This is a genomic window from Thermanaerothrix sp., from assembly GCA_026417795.1.
Classification (GTDB): Bacteria; Synergistota; Synergistia; order Synergistales; family Synergistaceae; genus Thermanaerovibrio.
The window spans coordinates 36,917-55,664 of record JAOACP010000012.1 but is presented as its reverse complement, the minus strand read 5'-3'; the positions used below and the strand labels follow the sequence as shown (position 1 = coordinate 55,664).

At 61.5% G+C, this 18,748-nt stretch carries 18 protein-coding genes; 15 read left to right on the top strand and 3 right to left on the bottom strand.

Features of this window, described 5'->3' with window-relative positions; all coding sequences use genetic code 11:
- Window positions 1-746, top strand: a 746-nt coding sequence (locus N2315_04075) for an ATP-grasp domain-containing protein (protein MCX7828371.1), incomplete at its 5' end; no start/stop codon positions are given.
- A gap of 91 nt (window positions 747-837) precedes the next feature.
- On the opposite strand, the gene N2315_04070 is transcribed toward N2315_04075, so the two are convergent.
- Together N2315_04070 and greA are read right to left on the bottom strand one after the other, a co-directional pair.
- Window positions 838-2,112, bottom strand: a complete 1,275-nt coding sequence (locus N2315_04070; GenBank protein ID MCX7828370.1) for an ArsB/NhaD family transporter — start codon at window positions 2,110-2,112, stop codon at window positions 838-840.
- A 194-nt stretch (window positions 2,113-2,306) separates the two neighbouring features.
- Window positions 2,307-2,801, bottom strand: a complete 495-nt coding sequence (gene greA / locus N2315_04065) for a transcription elongation factor GreA (protein MCX7828369.1) — start codon at window positions 2,799-2,801, stop codon at window positions 2,307-2,309.
- 841 nt (window positions 2,802-3,642) lie between these two features.
- Between greA and thrC the strand changes: the two genes are divergently transcribed.
- The 13 genes from thrC to guaA all read left to right on the top strand — a co-directional run bounded on the left by thrC (window position 3,643) and on the right by guaA (window position 16,773).
- Window positions 3,643-4,686 carry a threonine synthase gene (gene thrC / locus N2315_04060; protein ID MCX7828368.1) on the top strand — a complete coding sequence of 348 codons (1,044 nt, stop codon included), beginning with the start codon at window positions 3,643-3,645 and terminating at the stop codon, window positions 4,684-4,686.
- Window positions 4,683-5,621, top strand: coding sequence for a homoserine kinase (thrB, locus tag N2315_04055; GenBank protein MCX7828367.1), 939 nt, complete (start codon window positions 4,683-4,685; stop codon window positions 5,619-5,621). The genes thrC and thrB overlap by 4 nt, the downstream gene beginning before the upstream one ends.
- Window positions 5,622-5,626: 5 nt before the next feature.
- Window positions 5,627-6,865 carry an aspartate kinase gene (locus N2315_04050; protein ID MCX7828366.1) on the top strand — a complete coding sequence of 413 codons (1,239 nt, stop codon included), beginning with the start codon at window positions 5,627-5,629 and terminating at the stop codon, window positions 6,863-6,865.
- Window positions 6,865-7,866 (top strand): aspartate-semialdehyde dehydrogenase, encoded by a 1,002-nt coding sequence (locus N2315_04045; GenBank protein ID MCX7828365.1) that lies wholly within the window; start codon window positions 6,865-6,867, stop codon window positions 7,864-7,866. Before N2315_04050 ends, N2315_04045 begins: the two co-directional genes overlap by 1 nt.
- A 100-nt stretch (window positions 7,867-7,966) precedes the next feature.
- Complete coding sequence (locus N2315_04040; GenBank protein MCX7828364.1) at window positions 7,967-8,821, top strand: hypothetical protein; 855 nt, start codon at window positions 7,967-7,969, stop codon at window positions 8,819-8,821.
- Window positions 8,818-9,555: an LPS export ABC transporter ATP-binding protein gene (gene lptB, locus N2315_04035; GenBank protein ID MCX7828363.1), complete on the top strand. Its 738-nt coding sequence runs from the start codon at window positions 8,818-8,820 to the stop codon at window positions 9,553-9,555. The genes N2315_04040 and lptB overlap by 4 nt, the downstream gene beginning before the upstream one ends.
- Complete coding sequence (murJ, locus tag N2315_04030; GenBank protein MCX7828362.1) at window positions 9,549-11,138, top strand: murein biosynthesis integral membrane protein MurJ; 1,590 nt, start codon at window positions 9,549-9,551, stop codon at window positions 11,136-11,138. The genes lptB and murJ overlap by 7 nt, the downstream gene beginning before the upstream one ends.
- On the top strand, window positions 11,131-11,676 hold the full coding sequence (locus N2315_04025; protein MCX7828361.1) for a hypothetical protein: 546 nt from the start codon (window positions 11,131-11,133) through the stop codon (window positions 11,674-11,676). Before murJ ends, N2315_04025 begins: the two co-directional genes overlap by 8 nt.
- Window positions 11,677-11,743: 67 nt before the next feature.
- The gene (locus N2315_04020) at window positions 11,744-11,917 is read left to right on the top strand and encodes a hypothetical protein (protein ID MCX7828360.1); all 174 of its coding nucleotides are present in this window, start codon (window positions 11,744-11,746) and stop codon (window positions 11,915-11,917) included.
- The gene (tsaD, locus tag N2315_04015; protein MCX7828359.1) at window positions 11,914-12,933 is read left to right on the top strand and encodes a tRNA (adenosine(37)-N6)-threonylcarbamoyltransferase complex transferase subunit TsaD; all 1,020 of its coding nucleotides are present in this window, start codon (window positions 11,914-11,916) and stop codon (window positions 12,931-12,933) included. The genes N2315_04020 and tsaD overlap by 4 nt, the downstream gene beginning before the upstream one ends.
- Window positions 12,934-13,128: 195 nt before the next feature.
- The gene (gene groES, locus N2315_04010) at window positions 13,129-13,419 is read left to right on the top strand and encodes a co-chaperone GroES (GenBank protein MCX7828358.1); all 291 of its coding nucleotides are present in this window, start codon (window positions 13,129-13,131) and stop codon (window positions 13,417-13,419) included.
- A 44-nt stretch (window positions 13,420-13,463) separates the two neighbouring features.
- Complete coding sequence (gene groL / locus N2315_04005) at window positions 13,464-15,086, top strand: chaperonin GroEL (protein MCX7828357.1); 1,623 nt, start codon at window positions 13,464-13,466, stop codon at window positions 15,084-15,086.
- Between the two features lie 148 nt (window positions 15,087-15,234).
- A complete protein-coding gene (gene guaA, locus N2315_04000) occupies window positions 15,235-16,773 on the top strand; it encodes a glutamine-hydrolyzing GMP synthase (protein MCX7828356.1) in 1,539 nt (512 codons plus the stop codon).
- A 27-nt stretch (window positions 16,774-16,800) separates the two neighbouring features.
- Here the strand turns inward: guaA and N2315_03995 are convergent, their stop codons facing one another.
- Window positions 16,801-17,970 carry an HD-GYP domain-containing protein gene (locus N2315_03995; GenBank protein ID MCX7828355.1) on the bottom strand — a complete coding sequence of 390 codons (1,170 nt, stop codon included), beginning with the start codon at window positions 17,968-17,970 and terminating at the stop codon, window positions 16,801-16,803.
- A 112-nt stretch (window positions 17,971-18,082) separates the two neighbouring features.
- On the opposite strand from N2315_03995, the gene N2315_03990 reads away from it, so the two are divergent.
- Entirely contained in the window at window positions 18,083-18,688 is a 606-nt protein-coding gene (locus N2315_03990; protein MCX7828354.1) for a molybdopterin-guanine dinucleotide biosynthesis protein MobB, read from the top strand.
- Window positions 18,689-18,748 lie beyond the last annotated feature (60 nt).

Sequence of the window (18,748 nt, the reverse complement as noted above, 5' to 3'; positions counted from 1 at the left end):
AGATGTGTATAAGCGACAGGGATGGAACCCTGCAGTGTCTGTTGGAGGCCCATGGGATACCTCACACCGGCCCTAGGTGGGGGGCTTGCTGGGCTTGCATGGACAAGGACGTGACAAGGGCGGTCCTTGAGTCCCGGGGGGTTTTGATACCGCCGGGAGTCGTGGTTGATGAGGGCGGATCCCCCATGGACCTTCTCGCCGGGGCCCTTGATAGGTGGGGCAAGATGGTGGTCAAACCTTGCCGGTGCGGAAGCACCGTGGGAATAGGCATTGTGGACGATCACCGTCAGATTGAAGGGGCTCTGGTGGAGGCCAGGCGCTACGACCCTAAGGTGGTGGCGGAGAGGTTCATAGCTGGCAGGGAGCTCACCGTGGCGGTCTTCGACGGCGAGGACGGGGCCATGCCGCTTCCGCCGGTGGAGATAAGGCCCCTTGGGGGCTTCTACGATTACGACAGCAAGTACACCCCCGGCATGACCGAGTACCTTTGTCCCGCACCACTGACGGAAGAGGAGCTTCGGGAAGTGTCCCAAGCGGCGGTGAAGGCCTACAACGCCATGGGCTGTTCGGTGTACTCCCGGGTGGATCTGCGGTTGGAGGAGGGTACCGGCAGGGCCTACGTGTTGGAGGTGAACACCGCGCCGGGCATGACCGCCACAAGCTTGGTGCCTAAGTCCGCCAAGGCCTTCGGATGGTCCTTTGAGGAGATGCTTCGCCGCATATGCGAGGCATCCATCGGGCCTTAAGATCCCTGCCGGGGATAAAACGAGCGGGCGGAAGGCCGTGGACGGCTCCGCCCGCTTTTGTTCTGTTTGGGGGCCGGCGCGGTGCTTTCCGCTACCAGTAATATCGGATTAGCACGTAAGCGGAGGAGATCAAAAGGGTCGATACGGATACCGGAATTCCGGCTTTGAGAAAGCCCTTGAACGTGATGTTGCATCCGCTTCTCTCCGCGATCCTGGCGGTCACTATGTTGGCGGAGGCCCCCACCAGGGTGCTGTTGCCTCCAAGGCACGATCCCAGCGCCAGGGACCACCAAAGGGGGGTTACGTTGGCCCCGGTCAAATGGGCTAGGTCCCTGACCATGGGTATCATGGCGGCGGCGTAGGGCACGTTGTCCACCACTCCTGATATGATGCCGGATCCCCAGACGATGACCATTGCCATGACCTTGGGGTTTTCCCCCACCTGGCTCACCATGAGCTTCGCCCCCTTTGATATTATGCCCAGGTGGTCCACCGTTCCCACCAGCATGAAGAGGGCGGAGAAGAAGACCAGTGTCACCCAGTCAACCTCGTGCATTATAACCTCCTCCACGTCCACCTTGCAGGTTATGAGGGCCGCCGCCGCCCCGGTAAGGGCGATGGTGGCAGCTTCCAGGTGCAAAAGGTGGTGAAGCAGGAAGGCCCCCATGACCAGCCCCAGGATCACCAGCACCCGGGGGGTTATGACCGGATCCAGGCGCTGGCGCTCCTGTTGGAAGCTCACGGAGCTCCTTGGGGGCTCCGAAAGGTCCTTGCGGTAGATGATTATCACCGTGATGATGGATGCCACAAGGGAGATGGCGCTTGGTAGCGCCATGTTGGCTATGAAGTCGTTGAAGCTGAGCTTTGCGGCGGAACCTATGAGGATGTTAGGTGGATCCCCTATGAGGGTGGCGGTGCCCCCTATGTTGGAGGAGAAGATCATGGAAAGGGCGAAGGGCATTGGGTTTAGGTCCAAAACGTCGCACACCGCCATCACGATCGGGCCGGTTATGAGGACCGTCGTAACGTTGTCCAGGAACGCGGACACCACCGCTGTGAGCACCGAGAGCAGTACTATGAGCCTCAAGGGGCTGCCGGAACTCATGGCGATGGCCTTCACCGCCGCCAGCTCTATGAGCCCCGTCTTCTTCACCACCCCCACCAGGATCATCATCCCCATGAGGAGTCCTATGGTGTTGAAGTCTATGAACGAAAAGGCCCGCTCCTGATCGACCAGGCGAAGCAGCAGGACCGCGCATATGCCGCCCATGGCGGCCGCAACCCTGTCAACCTTCTCCGATACTATGAGCGCGTAGGTGGCTGCAAACACCGCCAGCCCCATCCACTGTGGATTTGCCATCTCCATCCGAAAATTTCACCCCTTGGCAGATATTGTTTAAGACGACGGGATCACCGTTTTTAGGATGACCTGATGCTGTCCGCAAAGTCCACAAGGGCCGATGAGGCGGAGTGAGCGGCGGCGTTTTAGGATGAAGGTTAAGCAAAAAAGGACCCCTTGGGGGCCCTTCATCGGTCCTTCGCCGGGGCGCTTAAGGCCCCTTAGTCTATGGATATGGCCTCTATCTTGAGATGTCTGGTTCCCTTGGGCACCCGGACCAGCACGTCCTCGCCGGCGGACTTGCCTATTATGGCCTTCCCCACAGGACTCTGGGCGGATATCCTGTTGGCCTTTGGATCCGCCTCTTCGGAGCCGACCAAAACGTAGGTGAAGGTTTGGTTTGTATCAAGGTCCCTTAAAACCACCTTGGTGCCCAGGCTCACTATGCTGGCGTCTATGTCCGAGGCCTCCACCACCTTGGCCTTGCTGAGCTGGTACTCGAGCCACATGATGCGGCTCTCCAGCTTCTCCTGCTCTTCCTTGGCGGCGTGGTACTCCGCGTTTTCGCTCAAATCCCCGAAGGCCCTGGCCTCCTCCAGCTTGGAGGCTATCTCGGACCTGCCGTCCCCCCGAAGGGAGGCCAACTCCTGCTTTAGCTTCTCGTAACCCTCACGGGTCATTATCACCTGATCCTCGCCGGAACGCTGAATGGCCATCAACCATACCTCCGAAGACTCTTATGTGTTTTTTGCCTTGGAGGAAGGGGCCGCCCCTGCCCTCAAGGCGATTTAGGATCCATCAGACGCTGAAATATACCATAAGCAGGTTCCTTTTAAAAGCCCTCCGGCGGTAAATACCCCTTCCAGCGGTAAGCTTTTTGTGTTTAACGGCCCCATGAAGCCTAGATCCCAGGGCTTCCTCCCCAAGCCCCCGCCCTGTCCAGACGGCCTTGGGTATAGGGGCCTCAAGCTTCCGCCGACGGGTAACCCGGGTTTCTTTGGCTGCTGTCAGCTTACCCTTTTCTCCAAAAGCAAGCACCGCGCCATAAAATATACCCGCCTTGATCCCTTTTCACTCAAGAAAACGTCATCCCTTCTCATGGTGACATTTTCTCCGCCCCCTTATAGGGTGACAGTATCTCTGGCCGGTTACAAAGTTATGAGGCATGGTTGACAAGGAAGGCGGCATATTGTATAAAACCTCCCAATTTAAGGTCCTTTGGCGACCTTGGGTCTACAGATGAATAGTTAACGCCATGAAGGGAAGAGTACCGGCGTTTCACCGCCCCAGAGAGGGGGCCCCGAAGGCTGAGAGGGCTCCCGCGGTCCCGCCGGGAAGACCGTCCCGGAGCGGGCGCCGAAAAAACTCCATGGGTTCCGGTGTTGAACTTGTGAGTCTAAGGACCCATGGGGGCAAGGCGCACGGGTGCCCCCCGACAGAGGGCTTTGAGGGCCTGGGCCGACCCTTGATAACCGTTGAGGGGGCCTGGGAACTGGAGTGGAACCGCGGCGGCCCCGTCTCCTGACGACGGGGCCGCCTTGCTCATATACGGAGGGGGTGGCTTCTTTGGGCATTCTTGGTCGCTACGGAAGGTTTTTCCCCATTTCGTCAAGGACTCCGTGCCTTGACCTGGGGGAGGGGAACACGCCGCTGGTGAGGTTGGAGCGGTTGGAGGAGGCGCTGGAAGTTCAGCTGTGGGCAAAGGTGGAGGGGGCGAACCCCACGGGCTCCTTCAAGGATCGGGGCATGGTGCTGGCGGTGTCCAAGGCCATGGAGGAGGGGGCCCGGGGCGTCATCTGCGCCTCCACGGGGAACACCTCCGCATCCGCCGCCGCTTACGCCTCCGCGGGGGGGCTTTCCTGTTCTGTGCTGCTCCCCAGCGGCAAGGTCGCCAAGGGCAAGGTGGCCCAGGCGCTCATCTACGGCGCCAAGGTGGTGGCGGTCAGGGGAAGCTTCGACGATGCCCTGAAGCTGGTGCGGGAGATAGCCCCTGAGCTTGGGCTGAAGGTGGTCAACTCCGTGAACCCCATGAGGCTTAAGGGACAGATGTCCGGCGCCTTCGAGATATGCGATCAGCTGAAGGGAGCCCCCGACTGGCTGGCCATCCCGGTGGGGAACGCGGGCAACATAACCGCCTATTGGGCGGGGTTTGTTCGTTACCGGCGGGAGGGGCTCATCCCCAAGGTGCCGGTGATGGCGGGCTTCCAGGCGGAAGGGGCGTCCCCCATGGTGCGGGGGGAGTTCGTGGAAAACCCCAGCACCGTGGCCACCGCCATAAGGATAGGCAAGCCCGTCAACGCCCCAAAGGCCCGCTGGGCGGTCAAGATGAGCGGCGGTTTTTTCGAGTCGGTTTCGGATCAGGAGATACTGGAAGCCCAGATGAAGCTCGCCCGGTGCGGCATCTTCGCGGAGCCCGCATCCTGTGTGCCCCTGGCGGGGCTCTTCAAGCTCAAGTCCCTTGGAAGGCTTCCCAAGGGGATAAAGGTGGTCATGGTCCTCACCGGCAACGGCCTTAAAGACCTGGAGACGCCCCTTGGGATGGCGGCAGATCCCGTGGAGGTGGACGCCTCCTGGCATGCCATAAGGGAGGTGCTGGCATGAGGCGCCCCATGCTCTCCGTGAAGGCCCCCGCCACCAGCGCAAACCTGGGTTCCGGCTTCGACGCCATGGGTATGGCCCTTTCCCTGTACAACGTGTTCGACCTCATGGAGCTGCTCCCGGAAGGGGAGTTCAAGGTGGAGGTCATAGGAGAGGGGGTAGGGTCCATGGATCCCGCCTCTTTGGAGGAGAACGGGGTGGTGAAAAGCTACCTGGCGGCCTGTGACGCCATGGGAGTTAAAAGCCACGGCCTTTGGCTTAGGTGCCACAACGCCATACCCTTGAGCCGGGGACTTGGCAGCTCCGCCACGGCGGTGGTGGCGGGGGTGCTCCTGGCGGCGGAGGTGTCGGGGATGAAGGTGTCCCAGGAGGAACTGCTTCGGTTGATGGTCTTGCTGGAGGGGCACCCGGACAACGTGGTCCCCTGCCTTCTCGGCGGGGTGGTGGTAAGCTGCATGGGCGAGCAGGGGCTTAAGTTCCTGAAGCTGCCGCAGCCGCCTAAGGACCTCATGGCGGTGGTGGCGGTCCCTGATGTAATGGTCAACACCCACGAGGCCCGAAGCGCCCTGCCCAAGATGGTCAGCTTCGAGGACGCGGTGTTCAACCTGGGCAGGGCGGCGCTTCTGGCCGCCGCCTGGTCCATGGGAAGGTTCGACCTCTTGGCCTTTGGCATGGATGACCGGCTGCATCAACCCTACAGGTCCAAGCTGTTCCCCGGCGGAGAGGTGATAATGGAGCGGGTGAAGTCCGTGCCGGGCTGTCTTGGGGTGGCCATAAGCGGATCTGGGCCCAGCGTGATAGCCCTTGTGAAGGGCTCCCCCAGCCTGGTGGCCCAGGCCATGTGTGGCACCTTCATGGAGCATGGGGTGAGGTCCCGGTTCTTCGTCCTCCACTGTCCGGCCTCAGGCGCCGAGGTAAGACGCCTTGCGGGGGGGTGATTTAATTGGCTGAGAGGATGACGGATCTGCCCTTGACGGTTCTCAAGTTCGGTGGAAGCTCCGTGGCGGACCCCGAGAGGATGAGGGCGGTGGCCCGCCGTATAAAGTCCGTCAAGGATCAGGGGTTCCGGGTGGCGGTGGTGGTGTCCGCCATGGGAAGCACCACCGACAGGCTTCTGTCCTTGGCCCGGGACGTCTCCCTTAGGTGTGACGGCCGGGAGCTGGATCAGCTCTTGGCCACCGGCGAACAGCAGAGCGTGGCGCTGCTCGCCCTGGCCCTTCAGGGGGAGGGGGTGGGGGCTGTGTCCTTCACCGCCGCCCAGGCGGGGTTCAAGGCGGTGGGGTTCCCCACCGAGGGCCGCATATACCGGGTGGAGGCCTCAGCGGTGGAGGAGGCCCTGGACAGAGGCCTTGTGCCGGTGGTTACCGGCTTCCAGGCGGTGACCGACTCTGGGGACGTGATAACCCTTGGGAGGGGAGGGTCGGATCTCTCAGCCGTGGCCCTGGCCGCCGCCCTTAAGGCCCATAGCTGCCAGATATTGAAGGACGTGGCGGGCATCATGTCCGCGGATCCAAAGGTGGTGAAGGGGGCGGTGAAGCTCAAGGGCATAAGCTACGAGGAGTGCATGGAGATGTCCGCCCTGGGGGCCAAGATGCTTCAGGCCTGGAGCGTCGAGATGGCCATGAGGTACCAGGTGCCCCTTTATGTGGGCTCCAGCTTCACCGAAGAGGAGGGAACTTGGGTGATGACTAACCCGGTGAGCGAAGGTCTTGTCATAAAGGCGGTGGTCCACGACACCAAGGTGGCCAAGATAACCGTCATAGGGGTGCCGGACATGCCCGGCGTGGCGCTTAGGCTCTTCCGGAGCCTGGCGGAAAGGGGCATCGGCGCGGAGATGATAATCCAGAACACCATGAGGGGAGGCCTTAACGACATAACCTTCCTGGTGAAGAAGACCTGTCTGGACGAGGCCATAGACATAACCAGGGACTTCTGCCAGGAGGTGGAGGCCCAGGGGGTGGGGTTTGACTCCGAGATAGCCCGGGTGTCCGTGGTTGGGGCGGGGATAGCGAACCACCCGGAGCTGCCGGTCCGCATGTTCCAGGCCCTGGCGGAGGAGGGCATAAACATAGACATGATATCCTCCAACTCCCTGTCGCTCACCTGCGTGGTGCCCGCCAATCGGTGTGATGAGGCCGTAAGGGCCCTTCACGAGGTCTTTATAGAGGAGGCGTCTTTCTGATGAAGGTAGCGGTTCTGGGGACCACCGGGCTGGTGGGTGGCCGCATGCTTGAGTGCCTTGAGAGAAGTTCCCTCCCGGTGGATCAGGTGGTGCCCTTGGGCTCCGAGAGGTCCAAGGGCAGGACCGTCACGTTCCGGGGGGAGGAGCTGGAGGTGCTGCCGGTGGAGGAGCGCCACTTCGACGGCGTGTCCCTTGCCCTCTTCTCCGCCGGATCCGGCCCTTCCAGGACCTGGGCCCCGGTGGCGGTTTCCAAGGGGGCGGTGGTGGTGGACAACAGCTCCGCCTGGAGGATGGATCCTGACGTGCCGCTGGTGGTTCCGGAGATAAACGCCGAAGACCTGGCCTGGCATAGGGGCATAGTGGCCAACCCAAACTGCGCCACCATAGGGGCCCTCATGGCCCTTTACCCCCTCCACAGGCGTTACGGCCTTGTGTACTTCTCCGCGGTTACCTACCAGTCCGTTTCGGGAACGGGCTGGAAGGCGGTGGAGGAGCTCAAAGGGGCATCGAAGGCCTTTCTCTCCGGCGAGACCTGGAGGAACTCCGTTTATCCACGGGACATCGCCTTCAACCTGCTGCCCCACATAGGGGACTTCGATGACCAGGGCATATCCGATGAGGAGTGGAAGATGGTTCGGGAGTCCCGGAAGATACTGGGTATGCCGAACCTTAAGGTGAGCTCCGCCACCGTTAGGGTTCCCACCTTCAACTGCCACGGGGAGGCCATATCCGCCTCCTTTAAGGAGAGGCCCGATGCCAACGAGGCCCGTAGGATCCTCGCGGATTTTAAGGGGGTGGTGGTGATGGACGACCCCAAGGGGGCCCTTTATCCCACCCCTCACGACGGGGCGGGCCGTGGAGAGGTGCTGGTGGGGCGCATAAGGCCTGACACGGGCCTTGAGAACGGCCTTGCCATGTGGTTGGTGTCGGACAACCTACTTAAGGGGGCGGCGCTTAACGCGGTGCAGATAGGGGAGGCCCTGTTCCGCGGCGGTCGATGATCCCTGCCCACCCTCCGGGCGGCGATGATGGTAGAATATGGGGCGTTCCTTTGGGGACGCCCTTTTCATTTTTTAGATCCTCCGTGGGGGGTATGGGTTAATGAGACGTTTTTTTGCTTTTGCCGCCGGGCTGGCGCTCTTGTCGGTTGCCGCCGCCTCCAGCGCCCAGGGCGGGGTTGCCAGGCTTACCGCCCAGCGGCTGGTATATGACGGCGCCACCGAGCGTTTCAGGGCCGAGGGCAACGTCAAGGTGCAACGGGATCAGCTGGAGGCCCTGGGCGACGTTGGGGAGGGCAGCGTGTCCGGGGAGACCTTCTCCCTTAGCGGGAACGTGGAGGCCTTCTTTAGGAAGGAAGGGGTTAAGGTGTTCTCCAAGACCCTGGACGTTAAGTCCCAGGGGGGCGACGTCTACGAGGCCGTGGCCAGGGGAGGGGTTAGGGCGGTTAGGGGAGGCGATAACCTCACCTGTTCCGTGGCCCGATGGACCTCCGACGGCCTTAGGTACACCCTGGAGGGGGCCGTAAGGGGGACCTTCATGGGGAAGATGATCGACGCGGACCGGGTGGAGCGGAACCGCTTCGAGTTCAGCGGTCTAAACGTTCGAAGGTACCGGGATCTCAAGGAGGGATTTGAACTTAGAGCCCCTTCGGTGAAGGGACGTCTTAAGCGCTCCGGGGAGGTTGAATCCGCGGAGGCCTCAGGAGGCGTCACCTGCATAGCCAAGGACAAGAGCGGGTCCGACATAGTCATGACCGGCGATAGGGCCTCTTACGACGGCGTATCGGGGGTGCTGGAGGTCACCGGTTCCGCCAAGGCGGTGCAGCGGGGGGGAAGGACCTTGACTGCGGACAGGATAGTTTACAAGACCAACTTAAGGCGCCTTGAGGCCTATGGCTCCACCCAGGTGACGTTCCCCGTGAAGGGTCCCAAGGGCGGGGAGGAGGAAAAGAGGTGACCGCCGTTCAGTCCGGGTCCCTTGAGGTGGTGAATGTGGCCAAGAGCTACCGGGGCCGAAGGGTGGTGGACGGCGTTTCCTTCACGGTCCGCCGAGGCTGCGTTACCGGTCTTTTGGGCCCCAACGGCGCGGGAAAGAGCACCACGTTCTACATGACCGTGGGGCGCATAAGGCCCGACGAGGGGTCGGTGATACTTAACGGCGAGGACGTGACTGGCCTTCCAATGTACCTCAGGGCCCGGCGGGGGCTTGGCTACCTCCCCCAGGAGGCCTCCATATTCAGGAACCTTACGGTGAGGGAGAACCTGGAGCTTGTCTATCAGGAGCTTGGATGGCACGAGAGGGATTACGGGCCTCAGGTGGACAGGCTCATAGAGGAGTTCAACATAGGCGTCATAAGGGACACCAAGGGTTATGCGCTGAGCGGAGGGGAGAGGCGCAGGGTGGAGATAGCCCGGTGCGTGGCGCTAAAGCCGTCGTTTCTGCTTCTGGACGAGCCCTTCAGCGGCATAGACCCCATAGCGGTCTACGACATACAGCAGATGATAAGAAGCCTCAAGGAAAAGGGGTTTGGGATACTCCTTACGGACCACAACGTGAGGGAGACCTTGTCCATAACCGACGTGACCTACCTGATCCACCAGGGCCGGGTGGTGGTCCAGGGTGCCCCTGAGGAAGTGGCGGAGAGCGAAGAGGCCCGCAAGTTCTACCTGGGGGAGGAGTTTAGGTGGTAAGCCTTAATAGGGCCTCCGGTGGAGGCGGTTCCGCCATGTCCTCCATGGTGCGCAACGCCTTGAGGATGACCGTAGGGACCCTAGCGAGCCGGGTTTTGGGGCTGGTGCGGGAGATGATAACCGCCGCGGTTTTCGGGGCCACCAGGCAGCTGGACGCCTTTTACGTGGCCTACACGCTGGCAAACCTGGCAAGACAGCTTCTGGCGGAGGGGGCCCTCTCCGCCGCCTTCGTGCCGGTCTTCAGCCGGGTGCTGAAGGACCGGGGCCCTAAGGAGGCGGAGCGGCTTGCAAGGCAGGCCTCGGCGGTGCTCCTGTTGGGAACCCTTTTGGTGGTGTTGTTGGGGATGGCGGGGGCCGGATGGCTAGTGAGGATTATGGCCCCGGGCTTTTCCCCTGAGGACCGATTGATCGCCTCAAGGCTCACCGCCGCCCTGTTCCCGTTCCTCATGTTCATGTCCATGGGGGCCCTCGCCATGGGGGTGCTCAACAGCCTGGATCGGTTCTTCGTGCCAGCGGTGGCGCCGGCGTTGAGCAACCTGGTGTTCATCCTCTTGGTGTGGTCCTTTTACCCGAAGGTGACGGTGTGGCACGTGGTGGCGGCGGTGTTCATGGGCGGTTTTTCCCAGATGCTCCTCCAGTGGGTGTGGTGTTACCGCTGCGGGGTCCCCTTGAGCCCCTCAAGGCCCGACCGGGCGGATCCGGAGTTAAGGAGGATGATGAGGCTATTCCTTCCCTACGCGGCGGGGCTGTCGCTGAACCAGCTTAACCCGGTGATAAGCCGGTTTCTCGCGTCGTACCTGGAGGGAGGGGCCATATCGGCCCTCAACTACGCGGATCGGGTGCTCCAGCTGCCGTTGGGGTTGTTCGTGGTGGCCATAGCCCAGGCGGTACTACCCGCCCTGTCCCGCCTGGAACCTTGGGACAGGGAGGGATTCAGCGTCTTCCTCCGGGATTCCTTGAGGTTCAACCTCTTTGCGGTGCTGCCCGTTTCGCTGGGGCTTGTGATGTTTGCAAGGCCCGTTACGCACCTAATATTCTTCCGCGGCGCCTTCGGCCAGTGGGCCCTCTCGGCCACCTCCGGGGCCCTTCGGATGTACGGGGTGGGCCTTGCCTTCATGAGCTGCAACGCCATAGTCATGAGGGCCCTCTACGCCAGGGGCATGGCCAAGGGGGCCATGTGGGTGACCGCCGTTACTGTGCTGTGCAACCTGTTGTTCGGGTATCTTCTCATGGCCCGGTTCTCTTACTCCGGCCTTGCCCTTGGGACGTCCCTGGCGTTTTTAGTCGCCTCTTTAACCGGCGTGGCCATGGTGTCCAGGGATCTTGGAATTTCCCTTGGGCTTTTTGAGGTCCGGTGGGCCGTAAGGCAGGGTATTCCCTTGGCGGCCATGGGCGCGGCCCTGGCGGGATACTCCAGCGTATGGGGTTATCCTTACCACGGCGCCTTGGTGGGGCGGCTTTGTTGGTTTACCCTTTGCGGCCTTTTGGCCCTTGGGGTTTACCTGGGTGTGGCGGCGGCGATGGGTATGGAGGAGCTTAAGTGGCTTAAGGTTAGGGGAAGGAGGGTGAGGGGCGGTGTTTAAGTCCTTGAAAGCCTGCTTTTCATCGGTCATCCGGGGTGTGGCGGCGGCGGTGATATTGGCCCTTTTGCCGGGTGTTTCTTTGGGTATGGACGAGAAGCTGGCAAAGGTCATAGAGGGACAGAGCGCCAAGTGCTATGTTGAGGGCCAGGTCCTGGGGGATTTGGTGATCGGCGCCCGCTGCACCGTTGAGTTCGTGTTGGTGGATCAGAGGCTTGCGGATGCGTTGAGGTCCGCCCAGTTCCCGCCACAGTGGCTTGTGGAGCAGGCCCATAAGCTGGACTCGGTGCCCAAGGGGCACAGCCTCGTGGCGGTGGCGGTGAGGGCCCATAAGCCCTTTGACCTGGAGGTGGACAAGCTTGTGGTGGGGGAGAGGTTGAGCGAGGGCCTGCTTATGACCCCAAAGGACCGGATGCTGTTCCAGCTCTCTTCTGGGGATGAGAGCTTTTTTGGGGTGATTTCCCCGGCTAGGATAAGCAGAGGCTCTGTGGTTAAGGTGGGTTACGGCGATGACCTGGTGGATATGAAGGTTGCCAAGTGACGTTGGATGGAGGTTGGAGGCTTTGGTCGCGGATTGCAATTGCAAAGGCGGCGAGGAGGTGTTGGGGTTGCACGTTTACCGTTGCGTGGAGTGCGGCAGGAGGATTGAGACCGAGGGGCACATAGCTTCCTGCCCTCACTGCCGGTGTAAGGTGTTGATACATGAGAAGGGGGAGCGGCGCAAGTCCTGCTCCTGCGGCGGTTCCAAGTGCGGTACCTGCGGGAGTTGCACCTGCCGATGAGCGCTGTCCCAAGGGGCCTTGTGCTTGGCATAGAGAGCAGCTGTGACGACACGGGGGTTGCGGTCCTGGAGGCCCCTCGTCGTATAAAAGCTTCGCTGGTGATGAGCCAGGTGGAGGAGCATGCCCCCCACGGCGGCGTGGTGCCGGAGCTTGCCAGCCGAAGGCATCAGGAGGCTGTGGTTGGGCTGGTGAGGCGCTGCCTTGCTGATGCGGGGGTTTTTAATCCCATGAGGGAGCTGTCCCTGATAGCGGTCACCGCGGGCCCGGGGCTTATGGGATCCCTCTTGGTGGGCCTCATGGCCGCCAAGGGGCTGTCCCATGGTTGGGATGTACCCATAATAGGGGTGAACCACATGGAGGGTCACGTGTTCGCAAACGTGATAGCCCACCATGACCTGGAGCCTCCGTTTCTATGCCTTATAGTCTCCGGGGGGCACACGGAGATCCAACTGGTGCGCTCCTTTGGGGACTACCGTTTTCTTGGGGGCACCAGGGACGACGCTGTTGGGGAGGCCTACGACAAGGTGGCGAAGCTGTTGGGTTTGGGCTACCCCGGCGGCCCCGTGATAGACCGCCTTGCCTTGCAGGGGGATCCCGCGAGGTATCAGCTGCCGGTGCCATTGCGGGGGGCGGACCAGGTGGAGTTCAGCTTCAGCGGCCTTAAGACCGCGGTGTTGTGGCTTGTCCGAAAGGAAGGAGAGTCCCTGTCGGTGCCGGACCTTTGCGCTTCATTCCAGAGGGCGGCGGTGGACTCGCTGCTTGAGAAGCTGGAGCTGGCGGTGCGTCTTACGGGGGTGAGGACCGTGGCGGCCTCCGGCGGCGTGGCGGCGAACTCGGAGCTCAGGAGGCGTCTTATGGGCCTCACGAACAGGGGGATCCGGGTTTTCCTGCCCCCTAAGGATCTTTGTACCGACAACGGGGCCATGATAGCCGCCGCTGGGTGGTGGGCCTTTATGAGGGGCATCCGGGACGACCTTACCCTAAGGGCGGATCCTTCTTGGGAGATGGCCCGGTAAGTCAAAAAACATCAAAAAAAGCGGTTTTGACCGGATAGAGCGGGTTTATTCGCCTCTATCCGGTTTTATTTGGCGATAACGGTTCTTGAGGAAAACGGGGACTTTGAATAGACTTTCAGCCGTGAGGTTAGCACTCGGCTCCTAGGAGTGCTAACACGGAATCCGGGTAACAAACTCCAAGGAGGAGGGATTTAGATGCAGCTTAGGCCTCTAGGCGACCGTCTCGTGGTGAAGGCGGTGGAGAAGGAGGAGATGACCAAGGGTGGCATAGTGCTTCCCGACACCGTCAAGGAGAAGCCCGTGGAGGGCGAGGTTGTGGCGGTGGGCACCGGCAGGGTGCTTGACAACGGTCAGCGGCTTCCCATGGAGGTTAAGGTGGGCAACCGGGTGATCTACAGCAAGTACTCCGGAACCGAGGTCAAGTTCGACGGCCAGGAGTACCTCATCCTCAGCGAGCGGGACGTGCTCGCCATAGTGGAGAAGTAAACCAGGCAACATAGCACACCCTACTACAAGGAGGGCAAAACACGATGCCGAAGATCCTGCTTTTCAAGGAAGAGGCCAGAAGGGCCCTTGAGCGCGGTGTTAACAAGGTGGCGGACACGGTTGGCGTGACCCTGGGCCCCAAGGGGCGCAACGTGGTGTTGGAGAAGAAGTTCGGCTCCCCCACCATAACCAACGACGGCGTCACCATAGCCAAGGAGATCGAGTTGGAGGATCCCTTTGAGAACATGGGGGCCCAGCTCCTCAAGGAGGTGGCCTCCAAGACCAACGACGTGGCCGGTGATGGTACCACCACCGCTACGGTGCTGGCCCGGGCCATGATCCGGGAGGGCCTCAAGAACGTGGCCGCCGGCGCCAACGGCATGTTGCTCCGCCGGGGCATCGAGAAGGCCGTCGACGTGGTGGTTGAGGAGCTCAAGAAGCAGGCCATCCCCGTGAAGGAGCACGCCAAGATCGCCCAGGTGGCCTCCATCTCCGCCAACGACAAGAGGATCGGCGAGCTCATCGCCGAGGCCATGGACAAGGTGACCGAGGACGGGGTCATCACCGTGGAGGACAGCCAGACCGTGGGCACCACCCTCGAGATGGTGGAGGGTCTGCAGTTCGACAAGGGTTACGTGAGCCCCTACATGATCACCAACCCCGAGAGGATGGAGGCGGTCCTCGAGGACGCCTACATCATGGTCCACGACGGCAAGATCAGCAACGTGAAGGACCTGCTCCCGGTGCTTGAGAAGGTGGTCCAGACCGGCAAGCCCCTGCTCATAATCGCCGAGGACGTGGAGGGCGAGGCCCTGGCCACCCTGGTGGTCAACAAGCTGCGTGGCATCCTGCAGGTGGTGGCCGTTAAGGCTCCGGGCTTCGGCGAGCGGCGCAAGGCCATGCTTCAGGACATCGCGGTGGTCACCGGCGCCAAGGTGATCAGCGAGGAAGTGGGCATAAAGCTGGAGAACGCCGACATCTCCATGCTCGGTAGGGCCAAGAAGGTCCGGGTGGCCAAGGAGGAGACCACCATCGTGGAGGGCGCCGGGGATCCCAAGGCCATAAAGGACAGGGCCGCCCAGATCCGCAAGGAGCTCGAGGACTCCACCTCCGAGTACGACAAGGAGAAGCTCCAGGAGCGGCTTGCCAAGCTGGTGGGCGGCGTGGCGGTCATCCAGGTGGGCGCTGCCACCGAGACCGAGCAGAAGGAGCTCAAGCACCGCATCGAGGACGCCCTCAACGCCACCAGGGCGGCGGTGGAGGAGGGCATCGTTCCTGGAGGCGGCGTGGCCCTCGTGTCCTGCGCCAACGCCTTGGACGAGTTCATATCCAAGCTGGAGGGTGACGAGAAGACCGGCGCTTCCATCGTTCGTAAGGCCCTCACGGAGCCTCTGCACCTCATCTCCACCAACGCTGGCCTGCAGGGCGACGTGGTGGTGGAGAAGGTCCGGGGCCTCAAGAAGGGCCAGGGCCTGGACGCCTCCACCGGCGAGTACGTGGACATGATCGAGTCCGGCATCATCGACCCGGTTAAGGTCACCAGGAGCGCCGTCCAGAACGCCGGCTCCATCGCTGCCATGCTGCTCACCACCGAGGTGCTGGTGGCGGACAAGCCGGAGAAGAAGGACATGCCCAAGATGCCCGGCGGCATGGAGGACTACGACTAGGTCGACCCATTAGATCTGCAGGGGGGGCTTTCGCCCCTCCTTTTTTTATGCCTTGGCCTGATCCCAAAGGTGTGGCATACTCTTCGGTGTTTACTTTACCGACCACGAGGAGTTTTTAGTTAAGCCCCAAAGGAAGGACGTGTTTTCGATGGAAGTCAAGGACATGGTGGTGGTGCTGGACTGCGGATCCCAGTATACCCAGTTGATAGCCCGCCGGGTCAGGGAGCTTGAGGTTTACAGCGAGATACTCCCTTGGGACGCGGAGCCAGAGGAGATCCTGTCCAGATCCCCCAAGGGGATCATAGTCTCCGGGGGTCCTAGGAGCTGCGTGGAAGAGGGAGCCCCAAAGCTTCCCGAAAGGCTCCTCAAGTCGGGCATCCCCATTTTGGGCATATGCTACGGCATGCAGATGCTGGCCCATCAGATGGGAGGGCAGGTGGTCAAGGCCCCAAGCGCGGAGTACGGCCGCTGCAAGGTCCGGGTGGAGTGCCAGGGCACGCTGCTCGGCGGCTTCCCACAGGAGTTCACCGTTTGGATGAGCCACTGGGACCAGGTGGAGCAGGTGCCGCCGGGCGCCAAGGTCTTAGCCAGGAGCGAGTCCGGCGCCGTGGCGGCCTTTGAGCTGGAGGGGGGCAGGATTTCCGCCCTTCAGTTCCATCCGGAGGTGGCCCACACGGAGAACGGCACCCTGGCGCTTTCCAACTTCCTGTTCCAGGTATGCCGCTGCGAGAGGAGCTGGGTGCTCACCGATTGGGTGGAACAGATGGTCCAGAGCATCCGACGGCAGGTTGGGGAGGACCGGGTTATCTGCGGCCTTTCCGGCGGGGTGGACTCCACGGTGGCGGCGGTGCTGACCTCCAGGGCCATAGGGGATAGGCTCCGCTGCATATTCGTGGACAACGGGCTTCTTCGAAAGGACGAGGCCCGGCAGGTGATGGACACCTACGCCAAACTGGATCTTAACGTGAAGATGGTGGACGCGTCGGACCGCTTCCTTGGGGCCCTCAAGGGGGTGGAGGAGCCGGAGGCCAAGAGGAAGGTAATAGGAGAGGTGTTCGTTAGGGTCTTCGAGGAGGAGTCCGCCCTGGTGGAGGGGGCCAAGTGGCTTCTTCAGGGAACTCTGTATCCCGACGTGATCGAGAGCGGGCACCAGGGCAAGGGGGCGGCGGTGATAAAGTCCCACCACAACGTGGGGGGGCTTCCGGACTTCATGAAGCTCAAGGTGCTGGAGCCCCTGAGGGACCTCTTCAAGGACGAGGTGAGGAGGATAGGAGCCATACTTGGGGTCCCCGACGGGTTCCTCAAGCGGCATCCCTTCCCGGGACCCGGCCTTGCGGTTAGGTGCCTTGGGGAGGTAGCCAAGGAGCGGCTTGACGTGCTTAGGGAGGCGGATCACATACTGCAGGAGGAGATCTCCAACTTCCGCCTGTACGACTCCCTTTGGCAGTGTTTCTGCGTGCTGCTGCCGGTCAGGTCCGTGGGGGTGATGGGGGATGTGAGAACCTACGCGGAGACCGCGGTTATAAGGGCGGTGGAGTCCCAGGACGGCATGACCGCCGACTGGGCGAGGCTTCCCTACGAGCTCCTGGACCGGGTGAGCCGCCGCATATGCAACGAGGTGCGTGGTATAAACCGGGTGGTCCTTGACATAACCGGCAAGCCGCCGGCCACCATCGAGTGGGAGTAGGCCCGGTCGTGATCTATAGGGGGCCCCTTACAGGGCCCTCTTCCCCTCCCATCCCAGGTACCGCCGTATCCTAAGGTCCGACCGCTTAAGGTCCATTAGGTGCAGGGATTCGTTGAGGCTACCGTCGGGGTTTACCTTGATCATGACCACCGGCCGCAGCAGGTCTTCCCCCCCCGACGAGACCACCACCCCTATGGACTTGTCCGACAGCTCCACCACCGATCCCGGGGGGTACATGCCGAAGGAGGTGAGCAGGAGCCTGCTCACCTTGGGGTCGAAATGGGTGCCCCCGTCCAGGATGATGGTGTTCACCGCCTCCCTGAATGGGACCGCTTGTTTGTAGCTCCGCTCGGATGTCATGGCGTCGAAGGCGTCCGCCACCGCCACGATGCGGGACAGGAAGTTTATGTCCTCCCCGCGCTTGCCGTCCGGGTAGCCCGCGCCGGACCAGCGTTCGTGGTGGCTCCTTATTATCGCCAGGATGTGGGGGTTGTCTATGCCAAGCTCCCTGGCCAGCTGTTCCCCCAGGAGGGGATGGGTTTTCATGAGGTTGAACTCCTCTTCCGTCAAGGGGCCTGGCTTGTTGAGGATCTCAAGGGGTATCCGGGCCTTCCCAAGGTCGTGCAAAAGCCCCCCAAGCACCGCGATCTCCGCGAACTCCGAAGCCATCCGGTGGGCAAGGAAGCCCGATATGGCGGCGGTGTTGAAGGAGTGCACGAAGGTGTACTCGTCCCAATGGCGCACCTTGGCCACGGAGAACAATATCTTGGGCTTCGTAAGTATCTGCTCCAACAGCTCCTTCGCCACCTCTGAGATGGGGCCCATAAGCTCCGGGGTTATCCGCTGGGTTCTTATGGACTCGAACAGGCTCTTAACCTCCGTTATGGACCTGTTGGCCACCTCCGGGTCTATTATCACGTTGGAGCTCATCACCTGGTCTATGAAGGAGTCCAGGGCGTCCTGCTCCACGTGGTCCTCCCGGCGGACGTGGATGTAGCAGATGCCCTCGTCCAGAAGCCGCCTCATCAGCACCAGCATGGAGTCCCCCAGCATGGCAAGCCTAGTTCCCTTGGGGATGATGACGGAACCCCTCACGGACATGACGTCCTCGGCCACGATGCCGCCGAAGCTTATGAGGTCCTGCACCGGCACTTTGAAGATATCCCCGCTCAGATCCGCCACCTCCCCCGTTTTCAATTAACAGCATGTGGTTAATTATATCATTTTGACGGAAACATTGTGGATTTTTGGATATCAACCCGGTTGATGTATCATTCTTGAAGGTGACCCAAGCTGCGGAGGTGTTTTGATGTTGCCCATAGTGTGTGTCTGCGGACTCAAGGACAGCGGCAAGACCACCCTTTGCGTCAAGATATTGGATATGTTGACCCAGAGGGGGTGTCACGTGGGTTTTATAAAGAGGACCAGCGAAGAGGTCCTCTCGCCGGCTTCCACCGATACCGGCAAGGCCCTTGGGGCGGTGGGATCCGCAGTGCTTTTAGGTCCCGACGGAGCCAGGTTTGACATGGTGGGTCAATGGGAGGTTGGGGAGCTTGCCATGCGCCTTTTCCCCACCAAGGACCTGGTTTTGGTGGAGGGGGGCAAGTCCCTGCGGTTCCCGAAGGTTTGGGTGGGCAAGGACGCTCCTAAGGGTGTGGATGGAGTCTTCTTCACCTACTGGGGTGGAGAGGAGGAGCTCGAGGAGCTGTGTGAGAAGCTCCTTGACATGGCAAGAAGGGGGCATAAAAGGAGCCGGGTCTTCACCCCCGCCGGGGAGGTTCCCATGAAGGACTTCGTGGCGGACTTCGTCCGTGGAGGGCTTCTGGGCATGGTCAGAGAGCTCAAGGGGGTTCGTTTTAAGAGGGGATGGGTCAGGGCCTATGTATGGGACGAAGGGGAGGGAGAGGATTCCTAATAGATTTTTCGGAATTTGTCAATTCCGGGGCTCCCTTGTCTTGGGGGTTAAGGATGGATA

What these genes read in the sequence shown, in the direction of transcription:
- N2315_04070 (MCX7828370.1), bottom strand. Translation starts at nt 2,112, where the DNA reads ATGGAGATGGCAAATCCACAGTGGATGGGGCTGGCGGTGTTTGCAGCC.
- greA (MCX7828369.1), bottom strand. Translation starts at nt 2,801, where the DNA reads ATGGCCATTCAGCGTTCCGGCGAGGATCAGGTGATAATGACCCGTGAG.
- thrB (MCX7828367.1), top strand. Translation starts at nt 4,683, where the DNA reads ATGAGGCGCCCCATGCTCTCCGTGAAGGCCCCCGCCACCAGCGCAAAC.
- N2315_04045 (MCX7828365.1), top strand. Translation starts at nt 6,865, where the DNA reads ATGAAGGTAGCGGTTCTGGGGACCACCGGGCTGGTGGGTGGCCGCATG.
- N2315_04040 (MCX7828364.1), top strand. Translation starts at nt 7,967, where the DNA reads ATGAGACGTTTTTTTGCTTTTGCCGCCGGGCTGGCGCTCTTGTCGGTT.
- tsaD (MCX7828359.1), top strand. Translation starts at nt 11,914, where the DNA reads ATGAGCGCTGTCCCAAGGGGCCTTGTGCTTGGCATAGAGAGCAGCTGT.
- groES (MCX7828358.1), top strand. Translation starts at nt 13,129, where the DNA reads ATGCAGCTTAGGCCTCTAGGCGACCGTCTCGTGGTGAAGGCGGTGGAG.
- groL (MCX7828357.1), top strand. Translation starts at nt 13,464, where the DNA reads ATGCCGAAGATCCTGCTTTTCAAGGAAGAGGCCAGAAGGGCCCTTGAG.
- guaA (MCX7828356.1), top strand. Translation starts at nt 15,235, where the DNA reads ATGGAAGTCAAGGACATGGTGGTGGTGCTGGACTGCGGATCCCAGTAT.
- N2315_03990 (MCX7828354.1), top strand. Translation starts at nt 18,083, where the DNA reads ATGTTGCCCATAGTGTGTGTCTGCGGACTCAAGGACAGCGGCAAGACC.